Genomic DNA, 14741 nt, shown 5'->3' with positions numbered 1-14741 from the left:
GTGCCCGCGGCTGGTTCGAGGCTCCTGGCTGTGAGGTGCCTTCATGGCTGAACCCTCTGCCGAAACGCATCGCTTCGTCGATGACTACCTGCCTGCCCTGCTGGCGCAGGCCAGCCAGCTGATCTCCTCGGAGTTCCACGAGGTGGCGCGGCAGCAGGGCTTCTCGGTGTCCGAGTGGCGCGTGATGGCCTCGCTCGCGGGCAGCGAACCGATCAGCATCGGCCAGCTCGCACAGGTGACGGTGACCAAGCAGCCGACCGTCACGCGGCTGCTCGACCGCATGGAGGCACGCGGACAGGTGGAGCGGTTGCCCCATGAAAGTGATCGCCGCATCACGCTGGTGCGCATCACGCGCAAGGGATTGAAGGCGGTGGAGCACCTGATGGAACTCGCGCGCGACCACGAGCGGCGCGTGCTCGAACCCTTCGGCCTGCGGCGCGCCGAAGAACTGAAGCAGACCCTGCGGCAGATGATCGACCTGCACGTGCATGTGCCGGTCGAGGAGCCGGACGAAGACTGAGGCGCCCTGCCCCCATGCGTACGGAGTGCGGCTAAGGCACCAGCACCGCGCGGCCGCGATGGCCGCGCTGCGCTATCCATTCGAGCGCCATGGCGGCATCGGCGAGTGCGAAGCTCCGCACCCCCAGATGCAGGCGGCCATCGGCCAACCGGGCGAGCAACTCGGGCGCCGCGGCACGGCCGGCGGCTTCGCGCCTGAACATGTTGAGCGGCAGCAGCGCCACGTCGCGCTGCAGGAAGTGGGCGATGTCCAGCTGCAGCGTGGGGCCTGCGGTGTAGCCGATGAGCACGGCGCGACCGCCGGGCCGCACGGCAGGCAAGGCCGTCGAAAGAACGCTGCCGCCGACCGTGTCGATCAACAGGTCTGCACTCGCGGGCGGCGGAGCTTCGGCGTTCGGATCGAGCGCCCTCACGGTGCAGCCAAGCTCGCGCGCCAGCTGCACCGCGAGCGAGCCCACGGCACCGCTCGCCCCCGTGACCAGCACCTGCTCGCCGGCCTGCAGCTTCGCGACTTCATGCAGCGCCACCCACGCCGACGTGGTGGGCGAAAAGAACGCGGCACCGACCGTCATCGGCAGCGTGTCGGGCAGCAGGCCGAGCGCTTCGTCGGGCGCATCGACCTGTTCGCACCAGGTGCCATCGAACAGCGTGCCCAGGCCACTGCCGCGCAGCCACACGCGCTCGCCGGCGGCAAAGCGCTCGCTTGCGAGGACGATGCCTGCGGCCTCCACGCCCGGCGTGTAGGGCAGCGGCGGATGGCGCAGGAAACTGCCGCGCCACACGGTGCGGTCGATGTGGCCGACGGTGGCGGCGTGCATGTGGACGATGGTGCGGCCGGGCTGTTGCACTGGGTCGGGCATTTCTTCGAGCACGGGCACCGCGTCGAAGCCGTGAATGCGGATGGCCTTCATGATGGCAGCGTCGAAAGAAAGTCGAGCACCGTCTGCGCGAATGCCTCGGGCATCTGGTCGGGCAAGGGAACCATGCCGCCTTCGATATCGACGATGCGCGCCTGAGGCAGGTGGTGCCGCAGCTCTTCTGCGTGCGGCGAGGCAAACGGATCGCCGGTGGCGTGGATGATGAGCGCGGGCTGTGTCACGCGGCCGATGCGCTCTTCCATGCGATAGGAGGCGACGGCGCGATGTCCTTCCTCCACGCGATGGCCGACCTTCAACGCATCGAGCACGAAGGCTTCGAGCAGATCGGGGCGGCCCGGCGGATAGAAGCCCTGGCGCTTTTGCCAGAGTGCGGCGAGATGGCTTCCGTCTTCACTTGGAGCGACCTGGTCGATGGGCGGCTTCCGGGCCCTCGCGATGCGAAAGGCTTCGCCGGTAAACGGCGTGGACGACAGCACGAGGCTGCGCACGCGGTCCGGAAACGCGCTCGCCAATTCGATTGCCACGACGCCGCCCGTGTGATGACCCACCACGTCGGCCTGCGCAATGCCCAGTGCATCGAGCAGTTCGCAGGCCACGCGCGCCCAATGCGCGATGCTCGCCGGCATGCCGCCGTCCGCCGAATCGCCGAAGCCCGCGGTGTCCATGGCAATGGCGCGATACCGCGCGCCGACCAGCGGCAGCACCTCGCGGTATTCGGCCCAGCTGCGCGGCGACTGGTGCAGCAGCAGCACGGCCGGCGCGCTCGCATCGCCGCACGCCGCGTAGTGCACCTGCCCCACCGACAGGTCGGCAAAGGCGCGGCGGATCGTCACGGCAGCGTCTCGCTGGCCGGCGCGCGCCACAGGCCCGCATGCTTCAATTCGCCGAGCGTGCGCGACAGCACGTCGCGCCGGTAGGCTGCGATGTCGCGGCCCTCGTAGTCGTAGAAGCCGCTGCCGCTCTTCAGGCCGAGCCGCCCCTCCTCGACCATGCGGTCGACGATGGCCGGCGCGGTATAGCGCCCCTTGTCGATCGAGGCCGACATCTCGCGGCTCGCATGGTGCAGGATGTCGCAGCCGCCGAAGTCGATGAACTCGACCACGCCGAGCGCGGCAAAGCGCAGGCCGAGGCCGTAGCGGGTGGCCTTGTCGATTTCCTCGGCGGTGGCGGCGCCCTCCTCGATCATGCGGGCCGCTTCGTTCATCACCAGCGCCTGCAGGCGCGGCACGATGTAGCCGGGCGATGCACCGCAGACCACGGGCAGCTTGCCGATGGCTTCCATCAGCGCCTTGGTGCGCGCGAGCACTGCGGCGTCGGTGCCCGAATGGCAGCTGAGTTCCACCACGGGAATCACGTAGGCCGGGTTGAGCCAGTGCATGTTCAGGAAGCGCTCGGGCAGGCGCACCAGCGCCGCGAGCTGCGTCACGAGGATGCTGCTGGTGGTCGAGGTGAGGATGGCGTCGTCGCGGCAATGGCGGTTGAGCTGCTCGAAGGCCTCGCGCTTGGCCTCCAGGGTTTCGGGCACGCCTTCGAACACCAGCTCGGCGGCGGCCAGTGCCTGGGGCGCTTCGGCGGCGTTCACGAAGTCCACGCGGGCGGCAATGGACCGGATCTGCGCCGCATCGATCACGCCGAGCTGCGCCAGGCCTGCGAGGCTGGCTTCGATCTCGGCCTTCGCTTCGCCCTGCAGCCGCTGCCAGGCTGCGTCGCTGCGCGGACGCAGGTCGATCAGCGAGATGCGGTGGCCCGCATAGGCGAACGCGATCGCGATGCCGCGGCCCATGCGGCCCGCGCCGACGGCCGCGAAACGTGGCAGCGCCGAATCATTCGCCATCGTGCAGCCTCTGCGTGAGCTGCGCCGCACTCAGCTCGGCGAGCCCCAGGCTTTCGAAGGTGCGCGGCCCTCGGCGCAGGTCGCGGCCGAGAAAGCCGCCGACGATGGCCAGCAGGCCGTGCGCGATGGGCGCGTCCACGCCCGCATGGCGCGCGGCCGAGGCCAGGAAGGCGAGGCCGAGCTCGGTGTCCTCGGTGATGTAGCGGTGCGTGTGCAGGTCGATGTTCTCGCGCCAGTCGCCCGACTTGACGAGTTGCTTGTGCGCATCGCCGTACATCCACCGGTCGTTGTTGTAGTGGTCGGCCAACGGGTAATGCGGCGCGCCCTGCCTGAAGGCTTCGCGCACCGCGATGCGCTCCTGGTCGAGCCGGTCGGTCACGTCGCGCACTGCGCGCTGCGTGCCTTCGTTGTGGATGTCCCAGCGCTCGAAGTGCTGCAGCGGCGCGGCGTTCATCACCATCAGCGGCGGGTGGATGACCGGGCCGGCGTTCATGAGCGCGCCCGAGAGCGCATTGCCGCAGCCATGCACCGCCGGGTAGGCGCGGCGGATCACCTCGATGGCCTCGGCCTCCTTGCGCGCCGGGTAGACGCCGGTCGGCAGGCGGATGGCGCGGATCGTGACGTTCACCTCGCGCTCGCCATGCTTGCGCGCGAGGTACGGCAAGGTGCCGGTTTCGGCCCAGGCCACGTCGGCACGGCTGCCGGCCTGCTTCACCGCCTTCGCCATCACGTAGCTGCCGAAGGTGCCCGGCGGCAGAAAGACGACCTGACCGTCGACCAGGTGCGGCGCCATGGCCAGCGCGATGTCGTGCTGGGCGATGGCGGGCGTGGGAATGACGATCAGCTCGGCGCCCTTGAGCGCCGCGGCGATGTCGGCGGTGGCCAGCGCCAGCGGCACCTCGCGCACGCCGTCGGCGTCCTTCAGCGTGATGGCGCCGGCTTGCACCACAGGCTTAAGCGCAGCTGCATCGCGGCGCCACAGGCGCACCTCATGGCCGGTTTCGGACAGGTCCGCGGCGGCCGCATAGGCGCCGTGACCACCACCAAGAATCGCAATTTTCATGTTCGAAATTTGAAAGGCAGACGTCGATGAACCGGCAGCCGCGGTACGGACCGGGGAAGCAATGCCTCATTACATTACTTTTCATCGATTCATGTGTCAATCAAATTCCGTGCCCATGTCCCCCGCGGAAACCCGCAATGAAAAAGCCCGCGCTTCTTGCGAAGCGCGGGCTTTCTTTTGGGGCGAAGCGGCCGGCTGGCCGCTCTGGAATGGATCAGCGCGTGGGCTTGAACGCACGCTTTTGTGCGTCGCGCGGCACGAACACCTTGCCCGGGCCGCCATGGCCTGCGCCATTGCCGCGCGGTGCGAAACCTTCGCGCGGAGCGAAGCCTTCACGGGGCGCGAAGCCGCCGTCGCCACGGCCACCGCCGTGGCCGCCGCGCGGGGCGCTGTCGCCCCAGCCCGGCTTGCGGCCATAGCCGGCGCCACCATCGTCACGGCCGCCGCCGAAGCCGGCGTTGTTGCCGCCCTGGAAGCCACGCGGGCCGCCCGGTGCGGCCGGACCGCGCGCATTGCGGTCGTTGAAGCCGCTGGCACCGGCGTAGCCGCCGCTGTTGCCGCCGCGGTAGCCACCGCCGCCGCCTGCGCCGCCATTGCCGAACTTGCGGTCGCGCGACTGGTTGTCGCCACGGCCGCCGCGGTACTCGCCCATCGGCGGACGCGATTGCGGCATGCGCTGTTGCGGCTCGAGGCCGGCAACCACTTCGGCCTTGAACTGCTGGCGGCTGTATTGCTCGATGTCCATGATCTTGCGGCGATCGCGGAATTCGGCAAACGTGATGGCCAGGCCGTCGCGGCCTGCACGGCCGGTGCGGCCGATGCGGTGGGTGTAGTCCTCGGCCTTCATCGGCAGGCCGAAGTTGAAGACGTGGGTGATGGTCGGCACGTCGATGCCGCGGGCGGCAACGTCGGTGGCCACCAGGATCTGCACCTGGCCCTGGCGCAGCGCCATCAGGCGGCGGTTGCGCAGGCCCTGGCTCAGGGCGCCGTGCAGCGCCACGGCGCTGAAGCCGTCTTGCTGCAGGTCGCTGGCGAGGCCGTCGCACTCGACTTGCGTGCTTGCGAACACGATGGCCTGGTTGATGCTGGTGTCGCGCAGCCAGTGGTCGAGCAGCTTGCGCTTGTGCTGGCTGTTGTCGGCCCAGTACAGCGACTGCTTGATGTTGACGTGCTTCTCTTGCGGGCTGTCGATGGTGATGCGCTGCGGCTCGCGCATCACGCGCTGGGCCAGCTGCTGGATGCGCGGCGCAAAGGTGGCGCTGAACATCATGGTTTGCTGGCGCTCGATGGTGAGCTGGTTGACTTCGGCCAGGTCGTCGGAGAAGCCGAGGTCGAGCATGCGGTCGGCTTCGTCGACCACCAGGAACTTGACCTGGTCGAGCTTGAGTTGCGACGAGCGCTGCAGGTCGAGCAGGCGGCCGGGCGTGGCCACCACGAGGTCGGCGTTCTGCAGCTTGGCGATCTGCAACTGGTAGGGCATGCCGCCCACCACGTTGGCGACGCGCAGGCCGCGGCAGTGGCGAACCAGCTCGATGGCGTCGTGCGCCACCTGTTGCGCGAGTTCGCGCGTCGGGCACAGGATCAGGGCGCCGGGCGTGGCAGCCTTGAAATGGCGCGCGTTGGTCGGGTCCTTGCGCTTGGGCTTCTTCGGCACGGCTTCGCCGCGGGCAGCGGCTTCGGCGGCCAGGCGCTGGAATTCGGCCTTGGCGGCCTCTTCGGCTTCGGCCTGGCGCTTGAGCAGCGTGTGCAGCACGGGCAGCAGGAAGGCTGCCGTCTTGCCCGAGCCGGTCTGGCTCGAGACCATCAGGTCGACGAAGCGGGCTTTGCCGTCCTGGCCGGCTTCACCGCCCATGGCGAGCGGGATCACCTTGTCCTGCACGGTGGTGGGCTGGGTGAAGCCCAGGTCGGCCACGGCGGCGATCAGTTCGGGTGCGAGGCCGAGCTTGATGAAGCCGTTGGGCAGGCGGGCCTCTTCGGCCGCGGCCGCTTCGGGCGCTGCGGCGTCGAGCGCCTCGAGAATCGGCGCTTCGGACACGGTGTCCACGGCGGCGATGAATTCGTTGTTGTTGGTGGATTGCACAGGCGCGAACTCGCCCTGCGCTTCAAAAGCGTCGGTCATGTGAATATCAATCTCAAACGCGAGCGCTGCCGTAGGCGGCGCCCCGTTGGTGGTTAAAAACATCAACCATCCAACGACATTCAACTTCTGGCTTTCGCCGGAGGCTGCGGCCCTTTTTGATCAGCGGATGCGATCGGGCGCGGTGTGCAAGATAGGGAGATGCAAGAGACGCTGACCGGAAAATCCCCCAGATCAGCGAAGCCATCGATTATGGCACGACTCGGGGTTTTTACCTAATCCGTCAATCGAAGAAAGGTTTCCCGGTAGTGCGCGAGCTCCTCGATGGACTCGTGCACGTCGGCCAGCGCGGTGTGCGCCTGCTGCTTCTTGAAGGCGCTGTAGGCGGCGGGCTTCCAGCGCTTGGCCAGTTCCTTGAGGGTGCTGACGTCGAGATTGCGGTAGTGGAAATAGGCCTCGAGCTTGGGCATGAACTTGACCAGGAAGCGCCGGTCCTGTCCGATGGTGTTGCCGCACATGGGCGAGCCGCTCTTGGGAACATAGCGGGCCACGAACTCCAGCAACTGCTGCTCGGCGGCGGCTTCGTCCAGCATGGAGGCCTTCACCTTGTCGATCAGGCCGCTGCGGCCGTGCGTGCCCTTGTTCCAGGCGTCCATGGCGTCGAGCACCGCGTCGCTCTGGTGGATGACCAGCACGGGGCCATCGATGCGGGGCGTGAGGTCGGGGCCGGTGACGACCACGGCGATCTCGAGCAGTCGCTCTTTCTCGGGGTCGAGACCGCTCATTTCGCAGTCGAGCCAGACCAGGTTCTGGTCGCTTTTCTTGAGGACGGGCAGGGTTGCGACAGTCGTGGGGTCGAGGGATTCGGGCATTGCAGGATTGTCGTCGAAGGTCTGCGCTGGCCGAACCCGAGGGCTAAACTCGCCGGTCATGTCCTATTCGCTCATCTTCACCACTGCCTTCGCCGTTGCACTGGTCGCGGGCCTGCTCGTGAAGTTCTGGCTCGCCTCGCGGCAGGTGCGCCACGTGGCGCGGCACCGCAGCGCGGTGCCGGCGGCTTTCGAACACACCATCAGCCTCGCCGCCCACCAGAAGGCGGCCGACTACACCATTGCCAAGGCGCGCTTCGGCCTGGTCGAAATGGCCTGGAGCACCGCACTGCTGCTGGGCTGGACGCTGCTGGGCGGGCTCGACGTACTCAACAGGCTGCTGCTGGGCTGGCTCGGCGGCGGCATGGTGCAGCAGCTGGCGCTGCTGGCGGCCTTTGCGGCCATCGGCGGCCTGCTCGAACTGCCCTTCACGCTCTGGCAGACCTTCAGGCTCGAGGAGCGCTTCGGCTTCAACAAGATGACCTTTCGCCTCTGGCTGGCCGACACGCTCAAGTCCACGGCGCTGGGCGCCGCGATCGGCCTGCCGATTGCGGCGCTGATCCTGTGGCTCATGGGCGCAGCCGGCGCCACATGGTGGCTCTGGGCCTGGGCCGTGTGGATGGGATTCAACCTGCTGGGGATGCTGGTGTATCCCACCTTCATCGCGCCGCTGTTCAACAAGTTCAAGCCGCTCGACGACCCCACGCTCAAGGAGCGCGTCACGGCGCTGATGAAGCGCTGCGGCTTTGCCGCCAAGGGCTTGTTCGTGATGGACGGCAGCACCCGCAGCGCCCATGCCAATGCGTACTTCACCGGCTTCGGTGCGAGCAAGCGCGTGGTGTTCTACGACACGCTGCTGCGCCAGCTCGACGCGGCCGAAGTCGAGGCCGTGCTCGCGCACGAGCTCGGCCACTTCAAGCACCGCCACATCGTGAAGCGGCTGATCGCGATGTTCGCGCTGAGCCTGGCGGGCTTCGCGCTGCTGGGCTGGGTGTCGACCCAGGCCTGGTTCTACACGGGGCTCGGCGTGCAGCCCAACATGGCGACAACGGCGCCGAACGATGCACTCGCACTGCTGCTCTTCATGCTCGCGGTGCCGGTGTTCGGCTTCTTCGTCGCGCCGCTGCCCGCCCGACTGTCCCGCAAGCACGAGTTCGAGGCCGATGCCTACGCGGTGGCGCAAACCAGCGGTGCCGATCTGTCGGCCGCCTTGCTCAAGCTCTACCAGGACAACGCGTCGACGCTCACGCCCGACCCGGTGTTCGTCAAGTTCTACTATTCCCACCCTCCGGCCTCCGAGCGCCTCGCGCGCATGACGGCAGCCTGAAAAGACATTTCCCGGAAGCCGAGACCATGAGCAGCATGTTCAAGCCCAAAGACTGGAAAAACATTCCCCGCCACGCACTGAGCGCCACCGAGATCGTTTCCGGCCTCGCCAAGCTCGATGGCTGGAAGCTCGACGGCGACGGTGCCAACGTTGCCATCGAGAAGACCTTCAGCTTCGCCAACTACTTCGAGACCATCGCGTTCGTGAATGCGCTGGCTTTCATCGCCCACACGCAGGACCATCACCCGGACCTGTCGGTGCACTACAACCGCTGCGTGGTGCGCTTCAACACGCACGACGTGGGCGGGCTCTCGATCACCGACTTCGAGTGCGCGCGCCAGGCGAACGCGCTGGTGGCCAACCCGGCACCGTGATGAGGAAACCCGCCGTTGGCTAAGCCGGGCCGCACTCCCGCCAAGGGGGCCGGCACCTCCGCGCGCATTCTTCACGACGGCCTGGTCATCGCGAGCCATGGCCGCCATTGTCTGGTCGAGACGCCCGCGGGCGAGCGCCTGATCTGCCATCCGCGCGGCAAGAAGAGCCAGGCCGTGGTCGGCGACCGCGTGCGCTGGCAGGCCAGCGAAGACGAGGGCACCATCGAAGAGGTCGTGCCGCGGCGCAATCTCTTCTACCGCCAGGACGAAATCCGCACCAAGTCGTTCGCGGCCAATCTCGACCACGTGCTGATCCTGATCGCGGCCGAGCCGGAGTTTTCGGAGCATCAACTCGCGCGCGCGCTCATTGCCGCCGAAGCCGAACGCATCACGCCGATCATCGCGCTCAACAAGAGCGACCTGACCGAGCCGTTCGAGCGCGCGTGGAACAAGCTTGCGCCCTACCGCCGCATGCACCATGGCGTGCTGCCGCTCTCGCTCAAATCATCGGGCGAAGCCGACTACGCCTCGCTGATGAAATTGCTCGCGGGCAAGAGCACGCTGGTGCTGGGCCCCTCGGGCGCCGGCAAGAGCACGCTGACCAACCTGCTGGTGCCGGGCGCGACCGTACTGACGCAAGAGATTTCGCAGGCACTGAACTCAGGCAAGCACACGACCACGAGCACCACTTGGTACTGGATCGACGAGGCGCGCACCACCAGCCTGATCGATTCGCCGGGCTTCCAGGAATTCGGCCTGAACCACATCGCGCCGATGCAGCTCGCGGGCCTGATGCCCGACATTGCCGAGCATGCGAACGACTGCAAGTTCTACAACTGCACCCATCTGCACGAGCCGGGCTGCGGCGTGATCGCGAACGTGGACGCGCCCGGCAAGCCTGGTCCGATCAGCGCCACGCGCTACAAGATCTATGGCGAACTCTTCGCCGAGCTCAGCCAGTCGCGCTACTGAACGCCCAGGATCGATTCGAGTGCCTGCACCAGCGCCCCGCACTGCTCCCGCGTGCCGATGCTGATGCGCAGGTACTGCGCAATGCGCGGCTGCCTGAAATGCCGCACCAGCACCGCGCGCTCGCGCAGCAGCGCCGCCAGTTCGGCGGCATCGCGCTGTGGATGGCGCACGAACACGAAGTTGGCTTGCGAGGGCAGCACTTCGAAGCCCAGGTCTTCGAGCTGCAGGCTGAGGCCCTCGCGGGTATCGACGACCTTGTCGCACGTGGTCCTGAACCAGGCCTCGTCCTCGAGCGCCGCCACCGCGCCCGCCGTGGCAAGCCGGTCGAGCGGATAGGAATTGAAGCTGTCCTTGACGCGCACCAGGGCGTCGATCAGATGCGCCTGGCCGCAGGCAAAGCCGACCCGCAGGCCCGCCAGCGAGCGCGACTTGGACAAGGTCTGCACCACCAGCAGGTTCGGATATTTGCCGACGAGCGGCAACGCGCTCTCGCCGCCGAAATCGACATACGCCTCGTCCACCAGCACCACGCGCGCGGGGCACGCCGCGAGCAGTTGCTCGATGCGCGCGAGCGGCAGCCCGATGCCCGTGGGCGCGTTCGGGTTGGCGATCACCAGGCCTGCGCAGCCGCTGCGGGCGCGGGCTGCCATCGCATCGACGTCGATGCGCAGGCCTTCGTCGACCGGCAGCAGTTCACAGTCGATGCCATAGAGCTGCGCATAGACCCGGTAGAAGCTGTAGCTCACGTCGGGCATCAGCAACGGCTCGGCCTGCTGAAAGAAGGCGAAGAAGGCGTGCGCCAGCACCTCGTCCGAACCGTTGCCTGCAAAAACCTGGTCGGCCTGCAGGCCATGCCGCCGTGCCACCGCTTCGCGCACGGCGAGCGAGGTGGGGTCAGGGTAGCGCTCCAGACCGTTCGCCGCCGCCTGCTGGATGGCGCCGATGGCGAGCGGCGACGGCGGGTACGGATTCTCGTTGGTGTTGAGCTTGACGAGGTTCTCGATGCGCGGCTGCTCGCCGGGCACATAGGGTTGGAGCGCGCCGATGCGCGGACTCCAGAAGGCCGGTGCCGGAATGGTCATGATTTTTCTGGAAAGCCGCTCAACCGAGCAGGCGAGCCAGCGTGAGCAAGGCCAGCAGCACCATCCACATCACCACCGAGCGCCACACCAGGCCCACCACGCTGCGCAGGTGGCCGGGTTCGGGCTCGCGGCCCGGCGTGCTGCCGCTGTCGAGCCGGCGGCCATCGGCCATCGAATCGCCAGCCTGCGCGCGCGGCAGCGGGTCGGTGGCCGGAATCGGGCTCAGCGCGCCGCCGCCCAAGCGCACATTGACGGCGCCCGAGGTCGCCGCGAGGATCACGCCGTCGTTCTCGCTCGGAAAGCGCCGCGCGTCGTTGCGCCAGCAGTCGATCGCCTCTTCGAAACTGCCGACGACGGCAAAGCCCAGCGCGGTGATGCGCGCAGGCAACCAGTCGATGGCGTGCCAGGCGCCCTCCGCGGCCCGCTGCACCGAGACGCTCGAAGGCTGCACCGCCGCGCCGTTCTTGTGGTGCCAGTAGCGCGAGACGAACTCGCTCATCCGATAGAACACCGCGCCGGCCGGCCCCAGGCCCAGGGCCGCCAGCACCGAGAACCAGGCCAGCACGCCGAACACGTGGCGATGCGCCGCAATCACCGAATGTTCGATCACATGGCGAACGATTTCGCTGCGCGGCAGCTCGGCCGCATCCACACCCTGCCAATGTGCCAGCAGCGAGCGCGCCAGCGGCTCGTCGCCTTCGTCGAGCGCATCGCGGATGTCCGTGAAGTGGTGGCTGAACTGCCGAAAACCGAGCGTGACGTAGAGCACCGCAACGCTCCAGAGCACCGCGAACGGCAGTCCCAGCGTGAACACCAGCAGCAGGTGAATGCCCAGCGTCATCAGCGTCGGCATGAGCACCGCAAGGCCCCATGCGACCCATCCGTGGTGCGGCTTGCCGGCGTCGAAATTGCGGCTGGTCCAGCGCGTCCAGGCCAGCACGCCGCCGTACACCGGGTTGTGGGAGGCGAGCGGCCTCACCTGCTCGATCAGCAACGCACACAGGATGGCAAAGAAGCTCATCCTTCGATGATAGCGAGAGCGCCTGCGCAGGCGCGGCCCCGGCTCGGATCAGGCGCTGAGGAAGCGATAGAGATTGCGCAGCATGCCCGCGGTGGCGCCCCAGACGAAGCGCTCTTCGGTGCCGTCCTGGTAGGGCATCGAATACCACTCGCGGCGGGTGCCGTCGGGCGCGGGCACGGTGTGGCGGCGGTGATTGGCCGGATCCATGAGCCAGGCCAGCGGCACCTCGAAGGCCAGCGCCACTTCGTAGGGATTGATGGTGAGCTCGAACTCGGGCTTCACCAGCGCGACCACGGGCGTCACGATGAATGACGTGATGGTCGTGTAGGTCGGAAGGCTTCCAAGCACTTCGATGAACCGGGCCGAGAGCCCCACTTCTTCCCAGGCCTCGCGCAACGCAGCCGCCGCGACGTTCGCATCCTCGGGGTCGACGCGGCCGCCCGGAAACGCCACCTGGCCCGAATGGTTGGACAGGTGCGCCGTGCGCTCGGTCAACAGCACGGTGGCGCCCTGCGGCCGCTGCACGATGGGCACCAGCACGGCCGCCTGCGCCGGGGCGCGGTCGGTCATGCGCGGTTCGCGCCGCAACTCGGGCGTCCACTCGGGCGGCGCGGCAAAGCGCCTGCGCAGGGCCTCGGGCGCCAACTGTGCGGGCGCCACCGCGGGCAGGCCGTCAGGGCCGCCGACCACAGGCGCCTCGCGCGGGTCGATCGGCAGCAGCGCGGGGGGCACCACGGCATTGACGGGTTCGACGGGAGCGAATTGCATGGGAGCGGTGGAGTGGGTCAAGTGAGAGGGTTTCAGTGAAAGAGTAGAGCGTAAAAAAGCCGTGCTGTCTTTTTGCAAGAAGCGTGCACGGCGCACAACGCAAAAAGCCGCCAGAGCGGCGGCTTTTTGCACGGCAGGAAGGCAGCTTACTTGGCGGCCGATGCTGCTTGCGACTTGCCCGGCAGCTTTTCCTTGATGCGTGCCGAACGGCCGCTGCGCTCGCGCAGGTAGTACAGCTTGGCGCGGCGGACATCGCCACGGCGCTTGACTTCGATGCCGGCGATCAGCGGGCTGTAGGTCTGGAACGTACGCTCCACGCCTTCGCCGCTGGAGATCTTGCGCACCGTGAAGCCGCTGTTGAGGCCGCGATTGCGCTTGGCGATCACGACGCCTTCGTAGGCCTGCACGCGCTTGCGGGTGCCTTCGACGACGCTCACGCTGACGATGACCGTGTCACCGGGCATGAAATCGGGGATCTTCTTGCCGAGGCGGGCGATTTCTTCCTGCTCGAGGGTTTCGATGAGGTTCATGATTTCCTGATATTCGATCGTGCTCGCGCTACACAAAAGGCGCCTTCGGATTTATTGCTGAACGCAACAAGGCCAGGCGCGGCCGGGCAGAGGATCGGGGAACCGGAGATTATAGCTTTTTTTTCAGAGCTGCCTCATCGACCTTGCTCAGGCGGCCGGCGGCACGCGCGGCGGCAATCAGGTCGGGCCGGCGGGCGGCGGTGATGGCCAGCCGCTGGTCGCGGCGCCAGCGCTCGATCTGCACGTGGTGCCCCGACAACAACGGCGCCGGCACGCCCTGCCCGTTCCATTGCTCCGGCCGGGTGTAGTGCGGGCAGTCGAGCAGGCCGTCGAGCGAAGGATTGAAGCTGTCCTGCACGTGGCTGGCCTCGTCGCCCAGCACGCCTGGCTGCAGCCGGGCCACGGCATCGAGCAGCGCCATGGCCGCGATCTCGCCGCCCGAGAGAACGAAATCCCCGAGGCTGATCTGGTGGGTCACGCGCGTGTCGATGAAGCGCTGGTCGATGCCTTCATAGCGGCCGCAGACCAGCACCGCGCCTTCGCTGGCCGACCAGCGCTCGACCGCTTCATGGCGCAATGCCTCGCCGATGGGGGAAAACAGCACGACCGGCGCCGGGGAGCCGCGCGCGGCCAGCGCCGCATCAAGGCAGGCCGACAGCGGCTCGGCCATCATCACCATGCCGGGGCCGCCGCCAAAAGGCCGATCATCCACGCGCTTGTAGTTGCCCTGCGCGAAGTCGCGCGGATTCCAGAGCACGACCTCGACCTGCTTCGACTCGTAGGCGCGGCGCGTCACGCCGCTGGCCATGAAGGGCGTGAACAGTTCGGGAAACAGCGTGAGGACGTCGAAGCGCATGCGCGCGAGGCCCAAATCAGAAATCGGGTTGCCAGTCGACCGTGATGAGGCGGCCGGCCAGGTCGACCTTGTCGACGAAAACCGAGACGAAGGGCACCATGCGTTCGATGGCCTTGCCGTCTTCTTCGGCCGCGAGCACCAGCGTGGTCTGCGGGCCGGTGGCGAGCAGTTCGCGCACCGTGCCGAGCGCCACGCCTTCGCGGTTGACCACCGCGAGGCCGATCAGGTCGACCCAGTAGTACTCGTCGTCGCCGGCCGTCGGAAAGCTCGAGCGCGGCACGAACACGCGCGCGCCGCGAAGCGCCTCGGCCGCATTGCGGTCGGGCACGTCCTCGGACGAGGCGACGATGCAGTCGGAATGTTCCTTGGCTTCGCGGATCGCGAGCCGGAAAGCCGCGGTTGCCGAGGCTCCGGGAGCCTGCAGGAACCAGCGCTTGGAAGAAAAAAGCGCCTCGGGCTGGGCGCTGTGGGGCAGGACCTTGAACCAGCCCTTGATGCCCCATGCATCGGCGATGCGTCCTACCTCGATCGCATCCGCCGGCAATTCGGCGGCTTCGAGTGCGGGCAACAT

General features: G+C 67.7%; 16 protein-coding genes. 4 read left to right on the top strand and 12 right to left on the bottom strand.

Translation table 11 applies throughout. The annotated features are described in order from the left end of the window. Positions 1–43 precede the first annotated feature (43 nt). Positions 44–520 carry a MarR family winged helix-turn-helix transcriptional regulator gene (locus VAPA_RS07815; protein ID WP_021006223.1) on the top strand — a complete coding sequence of 159 codons (477 nt, stop codon included), beginning with the start codon at positions 44–46 and terminating at the stop codon, positions 518–520. Between the two features lie 31 nt (positions 521–551). Here VAPA_RS07815 and VAPA_RS07810 read toward each other — a convergent pair whose 3' ends face one another. From VAPA_RS07810 to orn, 6 genes are all read right to left on the bottom strand, one after another. Beyond that, on the bottom strand, positions 552–1430 hold the full coding sequence (locus tag VAPA_RS07810; protein ID WP_021006222.1) for a quinone oxidoreductase family protein: 879 nt from the start codon (positions 1428–1430) through the stop codon (positions 552–554). Continuing rightward, positions 1427–2230, bottom strand: coding sequence for an alpha/beta fold hydrolase (locus VAPA_RS07805; RefSeq protein ID WP_021006221.1), 804 nt, complete (start codon positions 2228–2230; stop codon positions 1427–1429). Before VAPA_RS07805 ends, VAPA_RS07810 begins: the two co-directional genes overlap by 4 nt. Then, complete coding sequence (locus tag VAPA_RS07800) at positions 2227–3231, bottom strand: 3-hydroxybutyryl-CoA dehydrogenase (RefSeq protein ID WP_021006220.1); 1005 nt, start codon at positions 3229–3231, stop codon at positions 2227–2229. The genes VAPA_RS07805 and VAPA_RS07800 overlap by 4 nt, the downstream gene beginning before the upstream one ends. Further along, the gene (locus tag VAPA_RS07795; RefSeq protein WP_021006219.1) at positions 3221–4294 is read right to left on the bottom strand and encodes an NAD/NADP octopine/nopaline dehydrogenase family protein; all 1074 of its coding nucleotides are present in this window, start codon (positions 4292–4294) and stop codon (positions 3221–3223) included. Before VAPA_RS07795 ends, VAPA_RS07800 begins: the two co-directional genes overlap by 11 nt. A gap of 214 nt (positions 4295–4508) precedes the next feature. Continuing rightward, positions 4509–6413 (bottom strand): DEAD/DEAH box helicase, encoded by a 1905-nt coding sequence (locus VAPA_RS07790; protein WP_021006218.1) that lies wholly within the window; start codon positions 6411–6413, stop codon positions 4509–4511. A gap of 233 nt (positions 6414–6646) precedes the next feature. Further along, a complete protein-coding gene (orn, locus tag VAPA_RS07785) occupies positions 6647–7243 on the bottom strand; it encodes an oligoribonuclease (protein ID WP_021006217.1) in 597 nt (198 codons plus the stop codon). Positions 7244–7301: 58 nt separating this feature from the next. Between orn and VAPA_RS07780 the strand changes: the two genes are divergently transcribed. From VAPA_RS07780 to rsgA, 3 genes are read left to right on the top strand one after another with little or no spacing between them, the layout of a single operon-like run. Then, positions 7302–8567 (top strand): M48 family metallopeptidase, encoded by a 1266-nt coding sequence (locus VAPA_RS07780; protein ID WP_021006216.1) that lies wholly within the window; start codon positions 7302–7304, stop codon positions 8565–8567. A 26-nt stretch (positions 8568–8593) separates the two neighbouring features. Then, positions 8594–8941, top strand: a complete 348-nt coding sequence (locus tag VAPA_RS07775; RefSeq protein WP_021006215.1) for a 4a-hydroxytetrahydrobiopterin dehydratase — start codon at positions 8594–8596, stop codon at positions 8939–8941. Between the two features lie 15 nt (positions 8942–8956). Beyond that, a complete protein-coding gene (gene rsgA, locus VAPA_RS07770; RefSeq protein WP_021006214.1) occupies positions 8957–9913 on the top strand; it encodes a ribosome small subunit-dependent GTPase A in 957 nt (318 codons plus the stop codon). Here rsgA and hisC read toward each other — a convergent pair. The 6 genes from hisC to rimM form a co-directional block, all read right to left on the bottom strand. Then, positions 9907–10995 (bottom strand): histidinol-phosphate transaminase, encoded by a 1089-nt coding sequence (gene hisC, locus VAPA_RS07765; RefSeq protein WP_021006213.1) that lies wholly within the window; start codon positions 10993–10995, stop codon positions 9907–9909. The genes rsgA and hisC overlap by 7 nt on opposite strands. A gap of 19 nt (positions 10996–11014) precedes the next feature. After that, positions 11015–12016: a CobD/CbiB family protein gene (locus tag VAPA_RS07760; RefSeq protein ID WP_021006212.1), complete on the bottom strand. Its 1002-nt coding sequence runs from the start codon at positions 12014–12016 to the stop codon at positions 11015–11017. Between the two features lie 48 nt (positions 12017–12064). Further along, a complete protein-coding gene (locus tag VAPA_RS07755; RefSeq protein WP_021006211.1) occupies positions 12065–12784 on the bottom strand; it encodes a CoA pyrophosphatase in 720 nt (239 codons plus the stop codon). Positions 12785–12930: 146 nt separating this feature from the next. Further along, on the bottom strand, positions 12931–13314 hold the full coding sequence (gene rplS / locus VAPA_RS07750; protein WP_018903298.1) for a 50S ribosomal protein L19: 384 nt from the start codon (positions 13312–13314) through the stop codon (positions 12931–12933). Between the two features lie 109 nt (positions 13315–13423). After that, entirely contained in the window at positions 13424–14170 is a 747-nt protein-coding gene (gene trmD / locus VAPA_RS07745) for a tRNA (guanosine(37)-N1)-methyltransferase TrmD (RefSeq protein ID WP_021006210.1), read from the bottom strand. Between the two features lie 16 nt (positions 14171–14186). Then, on the bottom strand, positions 14187–14741 hold the full coding sequence (rimM, locus tag VAPA_RS07740) for a ribosome maturation factor RimM (protein ID WP_021006209.1): 555 nt from the start codon (positions 14739–14741) through the stop codon (positions 14187–14189).

Source organism: Variovorax paradoxus B4, assembly GCF_000463015.1.
GTDB classification, from domain to species: Bacteria; Pseudomonadota; Gammaproteobacteria; order Burkholderiales; family Burkholderiaceae_C; genus Variovorax; species Variovorax paradoxus_E.
This window is presented reverse-complemented; position numbering and strand designations above follow the sequence as displayed.